The sequence below is a fragment of the Acinetobacter sp. A2 genome (assembly GCF_012371325.1).
Taxonomy (GTDB): Bacteria; Pseudomonadota; Gammaproteobacteria; order Pseudomonadales; family Moraxellaceae; genus Acinetobacter.
In genome coordinates, this window is the sequence record NZ_JAAZQX010000008.1 from 13,685 (window position 1) to 29,583 (window position 15,899).

Sequence of the window (15,899 nt, forward strand, 5' to 3'; positions counted from 1 at the left end):
AAAAATCAGAGCAATCACAGCTTATTTTATTTATAACGGTATTGCAGCACCGTGGTGTACATACCATTCCCCGCATAATTTTTGAAAGTAACACTGCGTCCATAATACGCTTTTAAGCGCTGTTCCACGTTTTGCAGTGCAATCCCATGTCCAGATCTTAAATTTATTTTATCGCTGACATACGGATTTGTAATGACAATATTGACTTGGTTTTGCAATATTTCGATCAATATACTTATCGTACTCTTTGCTAAAACTTTTTCAACTCCATGAAAAATACTATTTTCTAGCAAGGGTTGTAAAGTTAATAACGGAATTTGTACCTGACTGAGCAGTTGCGGTTGTTCAATTTTCCATTCTACCGCCAACCGATCACCCAAACGAATTTGCTCAATCTCTAAATATCGTTGGCAAAGTTCGATCTCATCTTTCAGGCTCACCAGTTTTAATTCCTGCAAACTGGCACGGAATAAACGAGATAAATTCAGCAGCATCTGCTCGGCTTTATCAGGGTCAATTGCAATTAAACTGATCACATTATTTAAGCTGTTAAACAAAAAGTGTGGATGAATACGGGCCTGCATGGCATGCACCCGCGCTTGCAATTCACTATGCCGCTGCTGAATAGCTTGTTCCCGTACATAGATATAACGAAAACAAAACGCACCCAAAATCACACCATAACTCAAATGCAGTCCAATCCCATGCATCAATTCATCCAGACTAAACTGCTGCAAATGAAAATTTTGCCCAAAATGCAATAAGGTATTTAAACTGAGTGTCGTGACCAATACGATGGCTTGCAGCAAGATAAAACTCACCATAAATGACAGCGCCAAGCCCATGCGTAAAAAACGTGCCTGAAAAAATTCAACCAAAGCCGCAAAACACAATACTACCCAGTTGATATACAAAATATATTGCAGCACCCGAGCAAAACTTAAACCTTGCCAACCCTGTGCTTCAGCCAAAGCCAAGACCATTGCCAAAGCATTGCTGCCAATAAATAGTTCAATTAGATATTGCCAACGCCCTATTTTCGTAAAAAAATACACATAATTCTGTTCTGCCTGCGTATCAGCAAAAGTTTGATTGGCTTGTTCTTCGGCAAGTGAATCTGAATTTGTTATACTCTTGTCCAAATTACCGCTTTTTACTTTATTGAGCCGATATGACCACATCTTCTAATTCCTCAAATCCGTCACAAGCCCAAACTTCGGGTATGTGGGGCGGTCGTTTCTCTGAAGCTACTGACGCATTTGTTGCTGAATTTACAGCATCTGTTCAATTTGACCAACGCTTTTATAAACAAGATATTGCAGGCTCAATTGCACATGCCACCATGTTGGCAAAAGTGGGCGTACTCACCAGCGAAGAGCGTGATGACATTGTTCAGGGCTTAAACACCATTCAGGCCGAAATTGAAGCAGGTCAATTTGAATGGCGCATTGATCTTGAAGATGTGCACATGAACATTGAATCACGTTTAACTCAGCGTATTGGCATTACAGGTAAAAAACTACACACTGGTCGTAGCCGTAATGACCAAGTGGCAACCGATATTCGTCTCTATGTCCGTGATGAAATTGATGCAATTTTAGAATTATTAAAAAAACTACAACACGGTATTTTGACACTGGCTGCAAAAAATACTGACACTATTATGCCTGGTTTTACTCACTTGCAAACCGCACAGCCTGTGACCTTTGGTCACCATCTGATGGCGTGGTTTGAAATGTTAGTACGTGACTCAGAGCGTTTAATTGACTGTCGTAAACGTGTCAACCGCATGCCATTGGGTTCTGCTGCATTAGCAGGCACGACTTACCCAATTGACCGTGCTTATACGGCGGAACTACTTGGTTTTGAAGCTGTATCTGAAAACTCGCTAGATGCAGTATCAGACCGTGATTTCGGGATCGAATTCAATGCCGCTGCATCGTTAATTATGATGCACTTGTCACGTATGTCTGAAGAGCTGATTTTATGGACATCTGCACAATTTAAGTTTGTGAATATTCCAGACCGTTTCTGCACAGGCTCATCCATTATGCCGCAGAAGAAAAACCCAGACGTGCCTGAATTGGTGCGTGGTAAAACTGGTCGTGTCTATGGCGATTTAATGAGCCTATTAACCCTCATGAAAGGTCAGCCTTTGGCTTACAACAAAGACAACCAAGAAGACAAAGAACCTTTATTTGATGCAATTGATACCGTACGTGGCTCACTCATGGCATTTGCCGACATGATTCCTGCCTTAGTACCAAATATTGCAGAAATGCGTGAAGCAGCATTGCGTGGTTTCTCTACCGCAACCGACCTTGCCGATTACTTGGTGAAAAATGGCGTGGCCTTCCGTGATGCGCATGAAATTGTAGGTAAAGCCGTAGCCTTGGGTGTTCAAGAAGGTAAAGACCTGTCTGAACTGAGCTTAGCGCAATTACAACAATTCTCTGATTTGATTCAAGCCGATGTATTTGAAAAAGCCTTAACCCTTGAGGCTTCTGTAAATGCACGTGATCATATTGGTGGCACTGCACCTGCACAAGTCGCTGCAGCAATTGAACGTGCTCAAGCACGTCTTGCCCAACTTTATGCCTAACCGGGAAGTCGCTATGTCTAAACAAGTGTTTTGTCGTAAATATCAAAAGGAAATGGATGCGATGGATTTTGCGCCATTTCCAGGTGCAAAAGGTCAGGAACTGTTTGAAACCGTGTCTAAGCAGGCATGGCAAGAATGGCTCAAACACCAAACTACACTCATTAACGAAAAGCGTTTAAATGTGTTTGAAGCCGATGCGAAAAAGTTTCTTGAAGAGCAGCGTGAGAAGTTCCTGAACAATGATGCTAGCCTTGAAGTCGCTGAAGGTTTAAAACCTCAAAACTAATTTCGCCTGTATTCTAAGCATCAAGAACCAATATCAAAAAGAGTCTTCACGAAGGCTCTTTTTTTATGCCCTTTTTTGCATGATCTACAGCCATGCAGCAAAACAACTGAAAGAAGATTCAAAAAGTGAAAGCTGTTGCTGATTTTTTAAAGATGAACATTCACATCTTTAAGCCCTAAAAATAGCGGATTAGGCGATGATTTTAAATAAAATCATAAAAAATAAATCACACAAATAACAATGTAATTCTAAAATACATTTGTATATAAAACGCTACATTCCACTACAATAAAGCACATGATTATCGCGCTGGCTTTTCCTATACTTATTTGCAAGGAGATAAGCAATTGTCTCTTACTATAATAAATATCCCCGATTTCAATCTCAGATTTCCCCCAAAGTCTGGGATTTTTTTTGCCCAAAATTTTTCAAAATAGGCCAGTTTCTACTCTCAAAGAAATTCAGAAAATTAAAATAGTGGCATAAAAAAGCCCCACCAACAGATGAGGCTTTAAGACTTACAAGTAACTAGAACTTAGCGTTCCTGTACTTTTTCTTCAATTTCTTTGACGCTGGTATGGCGCACATCAAAACCTTTCACCATATAGATGACTTGTTCAGAAATATTACGCGCGTGGTCACCAATACGCTCCAATGAACGCAACACCCACATCACATTGATTACACGTGAAATATGACGTGGATCTTCAATCATATAGGTCATCAGGGTACGGGTTGCAGATTGATATTCACGGTCAATATCGGCATCTGCCAACAATACACGTAAAGCTTGGTCTACATCTAAACGTGCAAAAGCGTCCAGTGCATCATGAATCATGACACGTACTTGGTTGCCAATATGACGGGTTTCCATATATCCCCGTGGCGAACCGCCTTCTTCACATAAGTTTTGGGCAATACGTGCAATTTTTGCAGCTTCATCACCAATACGCTCTAAGTCAGTATTGGCTTTAGACATGGCAATGACCATACGCAAGTCGATGGCTGCAGGATGACGACGTGCCAAAATCAAAGTTAAGGCTTCGTCAATTTCGGTTTCCATGCGGTTTACCACATTGTCTTGGAATTGCACTTCTACCGCCAACGCTGCATCAGTATCCAAGAGTGAATGAATCGCATTGGCAACCTGCTGTTCTACCAAACCACCCATGGTCATAAATTTGGTATTTACATCCTGCAAATCTTCATTGAACTGAGAAGAAATATGGTGACTTAACACAGGATTATTCGTACTCAAGGAATACTCTCCACAACAAAAGGATAGACTGACGCAATGATTCAATATTAAAGCACAGCAATGATGACGTTTTTATGACATTTTCTCACCAAACTCTAAAGTCTGATCGTTTCTGTCTTTAAACAACAATCGTGTATTTCGGTTTTCTTCGTGAGTCCATGCTACGATGACTTTTGCACCAACCAAGCATTCATTTCCTGCAAGTCTTGTTCGGTTAATTGTCCCACCGCAGCTTTAAGCTGCAAGACATGATTTAAATAATCATATTGTGCATTGAGATAATCTTGCTTCGCCGAAAAAGCATTACGCTGTGCCAGCAATACATCCACCATGGTTTTTAAACCTTCTTGATATTGCGCTTTCGAGGCACGTGCCACCAAGTCTGCAGAATTCATGGCTGCTTGGCGTGCCTGCAATTTGGCCTGATCTGTTTCGACTTGTAAATATGCTTTTTTTACTTCGGTCTGAGCTTTGCGAATTGCGGCATCCAGTTCAGCTTCCGATTTTTGGACTTGCACTGCCGCTTTTTGCACATTTTTACTGACACGCCCACCACTAAACACGTTCCAGTTCATCTCTACCCCAATCTGATCAAACTGACCATCGGGTGACATCACACTTTCAGGGCTTTGCTTGGCATAGCCATAGCTGCCAACGGCCTCAACTTGTGGATAGCGCGCAGCCTGCTCGACCCGACGTGTATCTTCAGCATATTGGCGCTGTAAACGGGCCTGTAAAATGGCTAGATTTTGCTGTTGGGCCAACTGTGCCCAATCTTCTAGACGCTCTGGTACGGGTTTCTGAAATTGAAAATCATCACGCAGTACTGCCAAATTTTCCCGATACGGGCCAATCAATTGTGCCAATTGTTCTTGTGCCAACACCAGTTGCACATGCGTTGCAATACGATTAGCACGTGCATTTTGATATTGTGCATTGGCTTCACTGACTTCACTTTTAGCCACTAAACCTTCACGCAGTTTAGCATTCATCATATTAAGCTGTTCCAGCAGCGCTTTTTCTTCTTGTAAATAGGCGGTGGTTAAGGACTGCTGACGCAACACATTAAAATAAGCTTCAGACACATTCAAAATATGTTGTTGCTGTTGTAAACGCAAAGTCACTTCACTCAAGCTCAAAGAGGTTTTCACTTGTTTTAACGCTTGCCAAGCATCCCAACGGAACAATGGCTGACGCGCAGTTAAAGCCACTTGACGCGAAGTGGATGACGGACTACCAAATATATCATTTGAGGCTGCAGAATTAACCTGACTCATGTCCTGACTTTTACGAGTAATATTGCCAGACAAGGTCACTGTTGGCAGTAAATTACCTTGGGCAATCCCTAAATTCAGTTGATCGGCTTGATACTGCAATTGCTGTGCTTGCCAATTCGGGTCGTTCTGTTGAGCACGTGCATAGGCTTGCAGCAAATCTAAAGCAAATACCCCTGAACTTGCCCACAATAAACTCAGACTCAAAACGATTTTTTTCATTGTTTTTCTAACAACCCACTTTTGCGATTTCATCAATCCAATTGCATGTTCTTTTTACTCTGCACATACTAAAGCTTATTTGCATTTTTTCCGTATGAGTTTCATTACATTGCATTAATTTTCATTTTATTTCAATTCATTGCATAAGCATCAACTCAAAAAAACCTCTGCTTACACAAGCTTCACAATTCAGCTTCACATCACAACCATGTAACCAAACTCTAGCAGAATACTACAATTTCTTGCGGCTATTTAACCTTACAATGAGCACTCTCCCTATCCCTAGTTGTGCAATGAAGTGTATTTCTACAAACCGTCTGCATCGTACGAATGGTCTGGAAATTCTACTTTTTGGCAATGCTTAATTTTTGTTTGATGACGTATGTTTGTACCACTTTTCTCATGATGGATTGACACTTAGAGATCACCTTCAATGACCAATCAATTTTTATGTTGAATTGCTGTAATGGTTAAATTTTTTCGCATGAGTAAACTGATCATACTGCTTAGCAGTTGCTTAGGTTTACTCGCCTGCCAAAACTCGGATACTCCGCCTGTACCTGAGCCGCCACAGGTGCAGACCAGTGCCAGTGAGCCTGTAGATTTAACCCAAATGTGTGACAACATTCAGCACAACATGCAGCAAATTGATAATACCCGCACCACATTTGCCTTAGAGCAAATCAATCAGGACTTAAAAGTCTGTTTGCCGCTGTTGCCTTTAGCAGAACAGTTAAAATTGCTCGACCTTTCCACCCAAATGTATCAACGCTTTTTGCATGTAGAACGTAGTGCTACAGAACAATTAGCGTTTGAACAACACGCCTTTGATATGGCTCAACACCCCACCATTCAGCAAAGTCATTTTGAAAAATTTGCTGCGCGTGATCAGTATTTATTGAAACACAAAGGACAAGCCTACTTAGAACTGCATGATGCAGGTGCAAGCAAGCTTGCATACCGACGCAGTCCGCAATATTTAGCAATTATTTTTGCACCTTATATGCCCGATGCTGAGCAAGTTTTCATTGAAAGACTGGCCAATGACAACATGCAGTCTAGCTTACAAGATGCAGGATTGACGCTCGATGCGACAGACATCGCAGAACGTGCTTTGTTTTGGGAAGATTATCTACAACGTTATCCAAAAAGTCACTTTATTGCAGATGCACGTTATCTGGCTGAACTTTATGCCATGCTGTTGTTTAAAGGGACAGCGCAAAGCCCTGTTTCATACGATTATGTCGATGAATCCAGTATTCAGCCCGCTGTATTATTTGAAGTTAAAAAACTGGCTGAACTGCAAAAATCTACTTTGGCCAATCAAGCACGCAAATTTATTGCCTTTTTACAAATGAGCGCAGAACAACGCCTTAATGAAATTTCCGCCCAGCCTACCGCACAACAAAAACGTGAACATGGCGAGCAAGCTTTGGTACACGCACAACTGAATCAATATTTAAACCTCAAGACCACGCTCACCAATTCAAAGCGTGACTGTTTCAGTGATGGCATTTGCCTGCCGCTTTAAAGGTAATTTTCTACCAAACACCCCACCTGAATAAAAGCACGGTGAGCCCTGCTTTTATAGTCACAACATGCTACTATTTATACAGCTTGACGGAGCGCGAGTAATTCCTCGCTGAGATTGTGTCCATTTTGTGTTCAGCCTAAAGCAATACACAAGATGTAAACCCAAGTACCGTTGAACCTGATCAGGTTAAAACCTGCGTAGGAATCAAGCCACCTAAACACCCCGCCTAAAAACTGTTTTAACTTTTTAAACAGTTTGATTTGCTATGTTTTTGGTCGTGCTTGATTCGTTGATTTCATTCTTCAGGATCATTGCAATGAACCAATTAACGAATCTGTCCCCTGCTGATATTTCTGCTCAACACGAGCAAGATGCCAAAGATTTAACCCGCATTTTACCTGCATCGAAAAAAGTCTATATCCAAGGCTCACGCCCAGACATTCAAGTGCCAATGCGTGAAATTGAATTGACCGATACCCCAACAGGTTTGGGTGGTGAACACAATCCACCTATTATGGTGTATGACACTTCAGGCGTATATACCGACCCAAATGTTGAAATTGACTTAAACAAAGGCTTACCAAATATTCGTGACAGCTGGATTGAAGAACGCCAAGACACCGAAAAACTAGAAACTCTGAGCTCTGCATTTGGTCAAGAACGCTTACGTGACATTCGCACCGCTGAAATTCGTTTTGCGCATATTCAAAAGCCACGTCGTGCCAAAGCGGGCAAAAACGTAACCCAAATGCACTATGCCAAACAAGGCATCATCACCCCAGAAATGGAATATATCGCGATTCGTGAAAACCAGCGTCAGCGCGAAGGGGTCGATATGCGTCAGCACCCAGGTCAAAACTTCGGGGCTAAAAATCTAACCGAAATCACGCCAGAATTTGTACGTCAGGAAGTGGCTGAAGGCCGTGCAATTATCCCTGCCAACATTAACCACCCAGAATGTGAACCGATGATTATTGGCCGTAACTTCTTGGTGAAAATCAATGCCAATATTGGTAACTCGGCACTAGGTTCCAGTATTGATGAAGAAGTCGCAAAAATGACTTGGGCAACCCGTTGGGGTGCAGACACCATCATGGACTTATCGACAGGTAAGAACATCCATGAAACCCGTGAATGGATTATCCGTAACTCACCTGTGCCAATTGGTACTGTTCCTATTTATCAAGCCTTAGAAAAAGTAAATGGCATTGCCGAAGACCTGACTTGGGAAATTTTTAAAGACACCCTGATTGAACAAGCAGAGCAAGGCGTGGATTACTTCACCATTCACGCAGGGGTGTTATTGCGTTATGTACCCCTCACAGCTAACCGCTTAACAGGCATTGTGTCACGTGGTGGTTCAATCATGGCACAGTGGTGTTTGGCACACCATGAAGAAAACTTCCTGTACACACATTTTGATGAAATCTGCGAAATCATGAAGGCTTATGACGTATCGTTCAGCTTGGGTGATGGTTTACGTCCAGGGTGTATTCAAGATGCCAACGATGAAGCACAGTTCAGCGAGCTGCGTACTTTGGGCGAATTGACCCACCGTGCTTGGGAACATGATGTGCAAGTGATGATTGAAGGCCCAGGACACGTGCCAATGCACATGGTCAAAGAAAATATGGACTTGCAACTTGAGGTCTGTAAAGAAGCACCATTCTATACACTTGGCCCATTAACCACTGATATTGCTCCAGGCTACGACCACATTACCTCTGCCATTGGTGCAGCAATGATTGGCTGGTACGGTACAGCAATGCTGTGCTATGTGACACCAAAAGAGCATTTGGGCTTACCAAACAAAAAAGACGTCAAAGACGGCATCATCACCTATAAGATTGCAGCCCACGCGGCTGACCTTGCCAAAGGTCACCCAGGTGCACAAGCCCGTGACAATGCGCTGTCTAAAGCACGTTTTGAATTCCGCTGGGAAGATCAGTTCAACCTGAGCCTTGACCCAGACACCGCACGCAGCATGCATGATGAAACCATGCCAAAAGAAGCGCATAAGTCTGCACACTTCTGTTCAATGTGCGGACCAAAGTTCTGCTCCATGAAAATCACCCAAAATGTGAGAGATTATGCACAAAATCAAAATGCTGCGAACAAAACAGAGCAAGTAGATGCAGAGGTAGAATCAGGTCTCAAAGCCATGAAAACCGCTTATCAGGAACATGGTCAAAAATTGTACCATAAGCTATAAATTGTTTAAAAAGCGTTTGTATTCAATCAAATCTCAGTTAGGATGAAATCATGCTTTGCTCATCCTGATGAGAGTTTATGAAGATTATTCAACAAGCAACTTATGGTCAACACGATGCACAGATTCACCAGCGTGAATACCTGTATCGCGGGTTTATTCAGGTTGAGAAAGTCAGCCTGAGCCATCGCTTGTTTAATCAAACCACCTATACCCCAGTCCTTCAGCGTGAACTTATTCAACGCCCTGAAGCGGCTGGGGTACTCATTTATGATGCCGCACAACAAAAATTTGCACTGATTGAACAGTTCCGCATTGGTGCAATTGACGACAGCGACTCGCCTTGGCAATTGGAAGTGATTGCAGGGGTACTGGATGGCAATGAATCGCCTGAAAGCTGCATTCGTCGTGAAGCCTTAGAAGAGTCAGGCTGCGAGCTGCAACAATTACAACATTTATTTAGTTTTTACCCTTCTGCAGGGGCATGTGCAGAGTTGTTCCACTTATATAGTGCGAATACCACGCTACCACAGGAAGGTGGCGTTTTTGGAATGCCAGATGAGGGAGAAAACATCCAATTACATATTATTGATTATCAGGACATTCCTGACTTACTGACCAATGGTCGGCTAAAGAACGCACCTGTCATTATGGCATTGCAATGGTTACAACAACAGATTAAAACCGTAAAGGATGTCTAAGGGGTCAGGCATGACTTTATTCCCAAATACACACCAGCCAGAGCGCTGGACCATTGTACAAATTTCAGATACACATCTCATGGATCAGGATGATTTAGAGTTTGTGCACATGAATCCTGAACACAGTTTTCATGCGGTCATGCAGGATATTACACAACAATACCCGCAGGCCGATGCAATTTTTCATACTGGCGATTTAGCACAAGTGCCTGTCGCTGCGACATATCAGCGCTATTTAAAATTTATGCAGGCATTAAATATTCCGCATTATCAAATTCCTGGCAATCATGATGATGCCGAGGTCTTCCCTTTTTATGTAAAATCCAATCAAGTCCATGCGATTGAACTGGGTAACTGGTGCGTGATCTTGCTGAATACAGCCGTCAAAAACCGTGTCGATGGATGGATGGATGCAGCACAGTTACAACAATTAGATCAGGTTCTGCAACAACATGCGCATCAGTATGTGATCATTGCCTGTCATCATCATCCTTTTGATATGCATTCACACTGGATTGATCAGCACAAGTTAAAAAACACTGAAGATTTAATTGATGTGTTGGCGCGGCACAGTCAAGTCAAACTGGTGCTGTGCGGTCATGTGCATCAGGACTCGCTCAATGAATGGCAAGGGATTCAGTTTTACTCAACTCCATCGACCTGCGTGCAGTTCAAACCACACAGCCAACACTTTGCTTTAGGTACAGAAGCCCCGGGTTACCGTGTGTTACATTTGAATGCAGATGGCAGTTTTAGCACTCAGGTGCATCGGGTTGAGCATATCGTGCAACAAATAAATTTTGAAATTTCAGGTTATTAACTTTTCATTTTATTTCTTTTGCTTTACTTTATGCCTTCAACGAAAAATGCGATAACACATCCAAACATCAAAGACTATCCATAATCAAAAAAAGTCTATATGATGACGTCCCCCGAAGATCGAATATTGTTCTTTGGGAGTGGATAAAAACACTTGCATATCACCATATTTTTCGCGTACCAATCGTACGCATATGATGAGGAATGCCCTACATGGCGAATGACAACCAAAATCAAGTCTTGGACGAACAAACAGATCTTGTAGAAGAAAAAGCTACAAAACGCGTGCGTAAGGCAAAGCCAAAGGCTTTAGAGGGCGGTTCTACAGCTAGCTTATTTGGTATTGCACCTTATCAGCCTAAAAAAAATGAAGAATACATGTCTGAAGGACAACTCGAGCATTTCCGTCAAATTCTCATGGCGTGGAAAGAAGAGTTAATGTCAGAAGTTGACCGCACTTTAAACACTATGCAAGACGAAAATACAGCCTTGCCAGATGTAAACGACCGTGCGACTCAAGAAGAAGAGTTTGCAATTGAGTTGCGTACTCGTGACCGCGAACGTAAATTGATTCGTAAAATTGAACAATCTATTGAAGCGATTAAAAACGATGACTATGGTTTTTGTGAAACTTGTGGTGTCGAAATTGGTTTACGTCGTTTAGAAGCACGTCCAACTGCAACGTTATGTATTGATTGCAAAACTTTGGCAGAGATCAAAGAGAAGCAAAACAACGGTTAATCGTGACTGTTGAGAATTACCTAGCCGAACACAGTTCGGAGCTTGAGCAGCAGCGAAACGATGTTTCGCTCACTCGCTACACAGGTCGGTTTGCGCCATCGCCAACCGGCCCTTTGCATTTTGGCTCACTCATTACCGCAGTAGCCAGTTATTGTGATGCCAAAGCTCAGCACGGCAAATGGCTCGTCCGCATTGAAGATACCGATATTCCTCGTATCTACCCAGGCAGTGAAAGCCATATTTTGCGCTGCATAGATGCTTTTCAATTTAAACCTGATGCTGAAATTATTTTCCAGAAAGATCGTCTTGAGCTTTATGAAGCCATATTACAACAGTTACAGCAACAAGATTTAGTCTATGCCTGTCAATGCACCCGTAAAATGCTTGGCTCTAATCATATTTATGCAGGTACCTGCCGTAATCTAGGGCTAGATTTTGCAGAACAAGCCATTCGCGTTAAAGTGAGCGATCAGGACATCTATTTTCAAGACCGTTTACAGGGTCAACAATGTTCCAACCTAACGCAAGACTTGGGAGATTTTGTATTGAAACGGCGCGATGGCATTATCAACTATCAATTGGCGGTGGTGGTGGATGACTATCTGCAAGGCATCACGCATGTGGTTCGAGGTGCAGATTTGCTGGACAACACCGCACGACAAATTTATTTGGGGCAATTGTTAGGCTATCCACGCCTTAATTATATGCACTTGCCTTTAGCCATGAATGCGCAAGGACAGAAACTGTCTAAACAGAACCTTGCTCAGGCTTTGGACTTAACCCAAGCCTCACAATTGCTACAGGCTGCGTTTACTGCGCTAAATCAGCCCCCAATCACCCTAGACACGCCAGCACGTATGTTGCTGCAAGGCATTCAACAATGGGATGCATCTCGTATTCCTGTAGGCACTACGTTACACGGTTGCTACTTATAAAATTCCAGATTCGTTTATGCTCAAAGTCACATTCACAGATTTAGGCAGAAGCATCTATGTTTTTTATTTTTGGTGTAGGGCCGAAAACCAAAGTCGTGGAAAGCAATCAGTTTACTTGTCCTGTTTGTCGTACCCACAGCAGATATGAATTAAGACAACGGCGGCAATATTTTTCTTTATTTTTTATTCCGCTTTTTCCTGTGTCGAAACAGCAGAATGCTACGGTGAAGTGTTTACATTGTGGAACTGAAATGCCGAGCATGGTGCTAAACCATGCTCAGCCGAATTCTGCTAAAGAGATGAATCTAGAAGCTTAAGACTAGAAACTAGATTCTTCACGGCTTGGATTGGTTTCATGGGTCGAGGCTTCAATTTTCAGAATTAGACTCACCATGACTGCGCACATAATCAAAGATGAACCACCATAACTAATGAATGGTAGCGTCAGACCTTTGGTTGGCAACATGCCCATATTCATGCCCGTATTCACCATAATCTGCAACAAGAAGATGATGCTGATTCCATACGCCAAATAGCCTGCACGTAAATATTGGTTTTTTAGGGCACGATGACCAATTTTAATACAAGAAACCAGCATCGCAAAAGACAGGCTGATTACCACAAAAATACCCAAAAAGCCGAACTCTTCACCCAACACAGCCAACATAAAGTCTGTGTGCGCTTCTGGTAAATAGGACATTTTCTGAATACTGTGCCCTAAACCTACACCAACCCACTCACCACGACCAAATGCCATTAAAGCGTTAGATAACTGATAGCCAACACCCAAAGGGTCATTCCACGGGTTTGAGAACGACATTAAGCGTTCAAAGCGATACGGCTCGAACACCACTAAAAACACAAAGGCGGCAATAATTGCCCCGAAGGCAATCCCGAACTGAATTAACGGTGCACCTGCCAAAAAGAAGACGCCCAGCATGGTCAAGGCAATCACCACAGTAGCCCCTAAGTCTGGCTCTGCAATCACCAAACCAACGGTCACGGCCATAATCACCGCAAGACGTACCAAGCCTTTAATATTGTTACGCACTTCTTCGGCACGTCGCACCACATAATCTGCAGTAAATATGGCCATCATGACTTTGGCGACTTCAGAGGCTTGTAAGGTAAATCCTGCAACCCGAATCCAGCGTTTAGAGCCATTAACCTCAGTACCAACCACCAAAACTGCAATCAATAAGGCAATGGTGACAATCCACAGAAAAAAGGTATTGTTAAACCATGTATTCAGCGGCACTTTATACACAACAAAAGCAGCAACCAAGGCCACCACAATCGAAATACCATGGCGGAAAACATAGTGAAAAGCATTTTCATGCATACGCTCTGCATAGGGCATCGACGCCGATGCCACCATAATCGAGCCAATACATAACAATGCCAATACACTAAAAATCAGCACATTACGCACATTTATTTCCGCAGGCAGTTTTGGCAGCCAACGGTCATAGACCTGATTGAGTTTATTGATTGTTGTCTGAGCCAAGCCAGCCATATCTCATCCCTTATTGTTGTTATACCAGCGCGTTAACATAAGCAACGAACTTGTGACCACGTTCTGGATAGCCCGAGAACATATCAAAACTTGCACATGCAGGTGACAATAGCACCACATCATGCGCTTGTGTATGTTGTTGGCAAATTTCGACTGCCTGTTGTAAGGTCTCTGCACGCAAAAGTGTGGTCGTACCCGCAATTACAGCTTCAATTTGCGGTGCATCCTCACCAATCAACACCGCGAGTTTGGCATATTGCTGCAAGGAAGCACGCAGCGCAGTAAAGTCCTGCCCTTTGCCTTGCCCACCTAAAATAATGGCGACTTGCCCACCTTGAGCCTGAATTGCAGCACCCAAGCCATCCAAAGCCGCCAAAGTCGCACCAATATTGGTGCCTTTAGAATCATTATAATAACGCACCTCATGCAAGGTTTTGACAAATTCACAGCGGTGTTCCAAACCTTTAAAAGTTTTCAGCGTTTCCAACATGCTTGCCATAGGTAAACCAATCGCTTCACCCAAAGCCAAACAAGCCAAGGCATTGGCAATGTTATGCGTACCTTGAATATACATTTCGGTACTTTTCAATAAACGCTCACGCCCACGTGCTAGCCACATGCTGCCATCATCATCTTTTAATAAACCGAATTGGTTTAGGTCAGGCGCATTTAAGCCAAAACTTTGCATTGGGGTTTGATCGGGTACTAACGGACGGCTCAAGGCATCATCACGGTTAAACACCACTTTTTTGACACCTTGGAAAATACGATGTTTGGCAGTGTGATAACCCAGCATATCGCCATGGCGGTCTAAGTGATCTTCACTCATATTCAGCACCACCGCCACTTCTGCATTTAAATTCGATGTGGTTTCTAGCTGAAAACTGGAGAGTTCCAATATATACAGCTCAGGATCATCTTTAATCAAATCCAACGCAGGACGGCCTAAATTACCACCCACAGCTACCTTTTTACCCGCCTGCTCTGCCATTAAACCAATTAACGTGGTCACGGTACTTTTCGCATTTGAACCAGTAATAGCCACAATAGGTTTGTCGGTTGCACGACGTAATATTTGAATTTCACTCACCACAGGAATACCCTGCGCCATGGCAGCCTGAATTTCAGGTAATTTTGGGTCTAATCCAGGGCTAATCACAATTTCTTCTGCAGACAGCAATAAATCCTGATCAAACTCCCCAAAACGAGTTTCAACCTCGGCTGGAATTTGATCATGTCCTGGAGGTGTGGGGCGAGAGTCTGTCACAGCAACGCGGTAACCCTGATGATGTAAGAAATTAACGGCTGCAACACCCGAAATACCAAGCCCTGCAACGACTTTTAATCCACCACGTTGTATTAACATTTTTGCCCCATTTTGTGCGGTAATTTTGAAACTGACAAAATGGTAGCACTTTGCTGTTTTGAATGCTTTTTCTGTTTGCAGTTTCTGCAAATTTTTTGTGTCAGTGCGTAAAAAAACCGTCAGATCGCTGACGGTTTTTTAAAACATCTCAGTAAAGTTGGACAGATGTGGCTATTTCCATTTCACTGCTTGGACTTCAACTTTCTTTTCGGTGGGTTGATCTTTGCTGTCACATCCACAACTGCCACCACAACCTGCCACTGCCGCAGGCTTCAACCACTTTGCCAAACCATGCCAACCTTTTTCTGCGCAGGAATTGGACAGTTTTAGAAAAACTGCGCTAGAAGCCTTGGGAAAGACTTTTTTAAAAACCACTACCGCACTCCACAGTACCAGTGCAGCAACAATCAGAATTTCAATCATGTTCGTCTTCTCC

At 42.9% G+C, this 15,899-nt stretch carries 15 protein-coding genes and 1 riboswitch; of the genes, 9 read left to right on the top strand and 6 right to left on the bottom strand.

Going from position 1 to position 15,899, the window contains the following annotated elements:
• Positions 1-26 precede the first annotated feature (26 nt).
• Entirely contained in the window at positions 27-1,181 is a 1,155-nt protein-coding gene (locus HHA43_RS04630; RefSeq protein WP_168541819.1) for a sensor histidine kinase, read from the bottom strand.
• Here HHA43_RS04630 and argH point away from each other — a divergent pair.
• Positions 1,172-2,602, top strand: a complete 1,431-nt coding sequence (gene argH, locus HHA43_RS04635; protein WP_171525255.1) for an argininosuccinate lyase — start codon at positions 1,172-1,174, stop codon at positions 2,600-2,602. The two genes, HHA43_RS04630 and argH, sit on opposite strands and share 10 nt — an antisense overlap.
• A 13-nt stretch (positions 2,603-2,615) precedes the next feature.
• The gene (locus tag HHA43_RS04640) at positions 2,616-2,888 is read left to right on the top strand and encodes an oxidative damage protection protein (protein WP_026438236.1); all 273 of its coding nucleotides are present in this window, start codon (positions 2,616-2,618) and stop codon (positions 2,886-2,888) included.
• Positions 2,889-3,423: 535 nt separating this feature from the next.
• On the opposite strand, the gene phoU is transcribed toward HHA43_RS04640, so the two are convergent.
• A complete protein-coding gene (gene phoU, locus HHA43_RS04645) occupies positions 3,424-4,146 on the bottom strand; it encodes a phosphate signaling complex protein PhoU (protein WP_168418393.1) in 723 nt (240 codons plus the stop codon).
• A 161-nt stretch (positions 4,147-4,307) separates the two neighbouring features.
• A complete protein-coding gene (locus HHA43_RS04650) occupies positions 4,308-5,642 on the bottom strand; it encodes a TolC family outer membrane protein (RefSeq protein ID WP_168541822.1) in 1,335 nt (444 codons plus the stop codon).
• Between the two features lie 466 nt (positions 5,643-6,108).
• Here HHA43_RS04650 and HHA43_RS04655 point away from each other — a divergent pair, with 466 nt between their 5' ends.
• The 7 genes from HHA43_RS04655 to HHA43_RS04685 all read left to right on the top strand — a co-directional run bounded on the left by HHA43_RS04655 (position 6,109) and on the right by HHA43_RS04685 (position 12,898).
• Entirely contained in the window at positions 6,109-7,173 is a 1,065-nt protein-coding gene (locus HHA43_RS04655; RefSeq protein ID WP_168541824.1) for a hypothetical protein, read from the top strand.
• Between the two features lie 80 nt (positions 7,174-7,253).
• Positions 7,254-7,397, top strand: a riboswitch (TPP riboswitch).
• 95 nt (positions 7,398-7,492) lie between these two features.
• A complete protein-coding gene (gene thiC, locus HHA43_RS04660; protein ID WP_168541830.1) occupies positions 7,493-9,388 on the top strand; it encodes a phosphomethylpyrimidine synthase ThiC in 1,896 nt (631 codons plus the stop codon).
• 77 nt (positions 9,389-9,465) lie between these two features.
• Positions 9,466-10,086 carry an NUDIX domain-containing protein gene (locus tag HHA43_RS04665; protein ID WP_168418389.1) on the top strand — a complete coding sequence of 207 codons (621 nt, stop codon included), beginning with the start codon at positions 9,466-9,468 and terminating at the stop codon, positions 10,084-10,086.
• Positions 10,087-10,096: 10 nt separating this feature from the next.
• The gene (cpdA, locus tag HHA43_RS04670; protein WP_168418387.1) at positions 10,097-10,906 is read left to right on the top strand and encodes a 3',5'-cyclic-AMP phosphodiesterase; all 810 of its coding nucleotides are present in this window, start codon (positions 10,097-10,099) and stop codon (positions 10,904-10,906) included.
• Between the two features lie 212 nt (positions 10,907-11,118).
• Positions 11,119-11,646, top strand: coding sequence for an RNA polymerase-binding protein DksA (dksA, locus tag HHA43_RS04675; RefSeq protein ID WP_168418386.1), 528 nt, complete (start codon positions 11,119-11,121; stop codon positions 11,644-11,646).
• Between the two features lie 2 nt (positions 11,647-11,648).
• Positions 11,649-12,581 carry a tRNA glutamyl-Q(34) synthetase GluQRS gene (gene gluQRS / locus HHA43_RS04680; RefSeq protein WP_168541832.1) on the top strand — a complete coding sequence of 311 codons (933 nt, stop codon included), beginning with the start codon at positions 11,649-11,651 and terminating at the stop codon, positions 12,579-12,581.
• A gap of 56 nt (positions 12,582-12,637) precedes the next feature.
• A complete protein-coding gene (locus HHA43_RS04685) occupies positions 12,638-12,898 on the top strand; it encodes a zinc-ribbon domain-containing protein (RefSeq protein WP_168418384.1) in 261 nt (86 codons plus the stop codon).
• A gap of 2 nt (positions 12,899-12,900) precedes the next feature.
• Here HHA43_RS04685 and ftsW read toward each other — a convergent pair whose 3' ends face one another.
• The 3 genes from ftsW to HHA43_RS04700 all read right to left on the bottom strand — a co-directional run bounded on the left by ftsW (position 12,901) and on the right by HHA43_RS04700 (position 15,886).
• Positions 12,901-14,097, bottom strand: a complete 1,197-nt coding sequence (gene ftsW / locus HHA43_RS04690; protein WP_168541834.1) for a putative lipid II flippase FtsW — start codon at positions 14,095-14,097, stop codon at positions 12,901-12,903.
• Positions 14,098-14,116: 19 nt separating this feature from the next.
• Entirely contained in the window at positions 14,117-15,463 is a 1,347-nt protein-coding gene (murD, locus tag HHA43_RS04695) for a UDP-N-acetylmuramoyl-L-alanine--D-glutamate ligase (RefSeq protein WP_168460933.1), read from the bottom strand.
• Between the two features lie 171 nt (positions 15,464-15,634).
• Complete coding sequence (locus tag HHA43_RS04700; RefSeq protein WP_168460934.1) at positions 15,635-15,886, bottom strand: DUF6587 family protein; 252 nt, start codon at positions 15,884-15,886, stop codon at positions 15,635-15,637.
• Positions 15,887-15,899 lie beyond the last annotated feature (13 nt).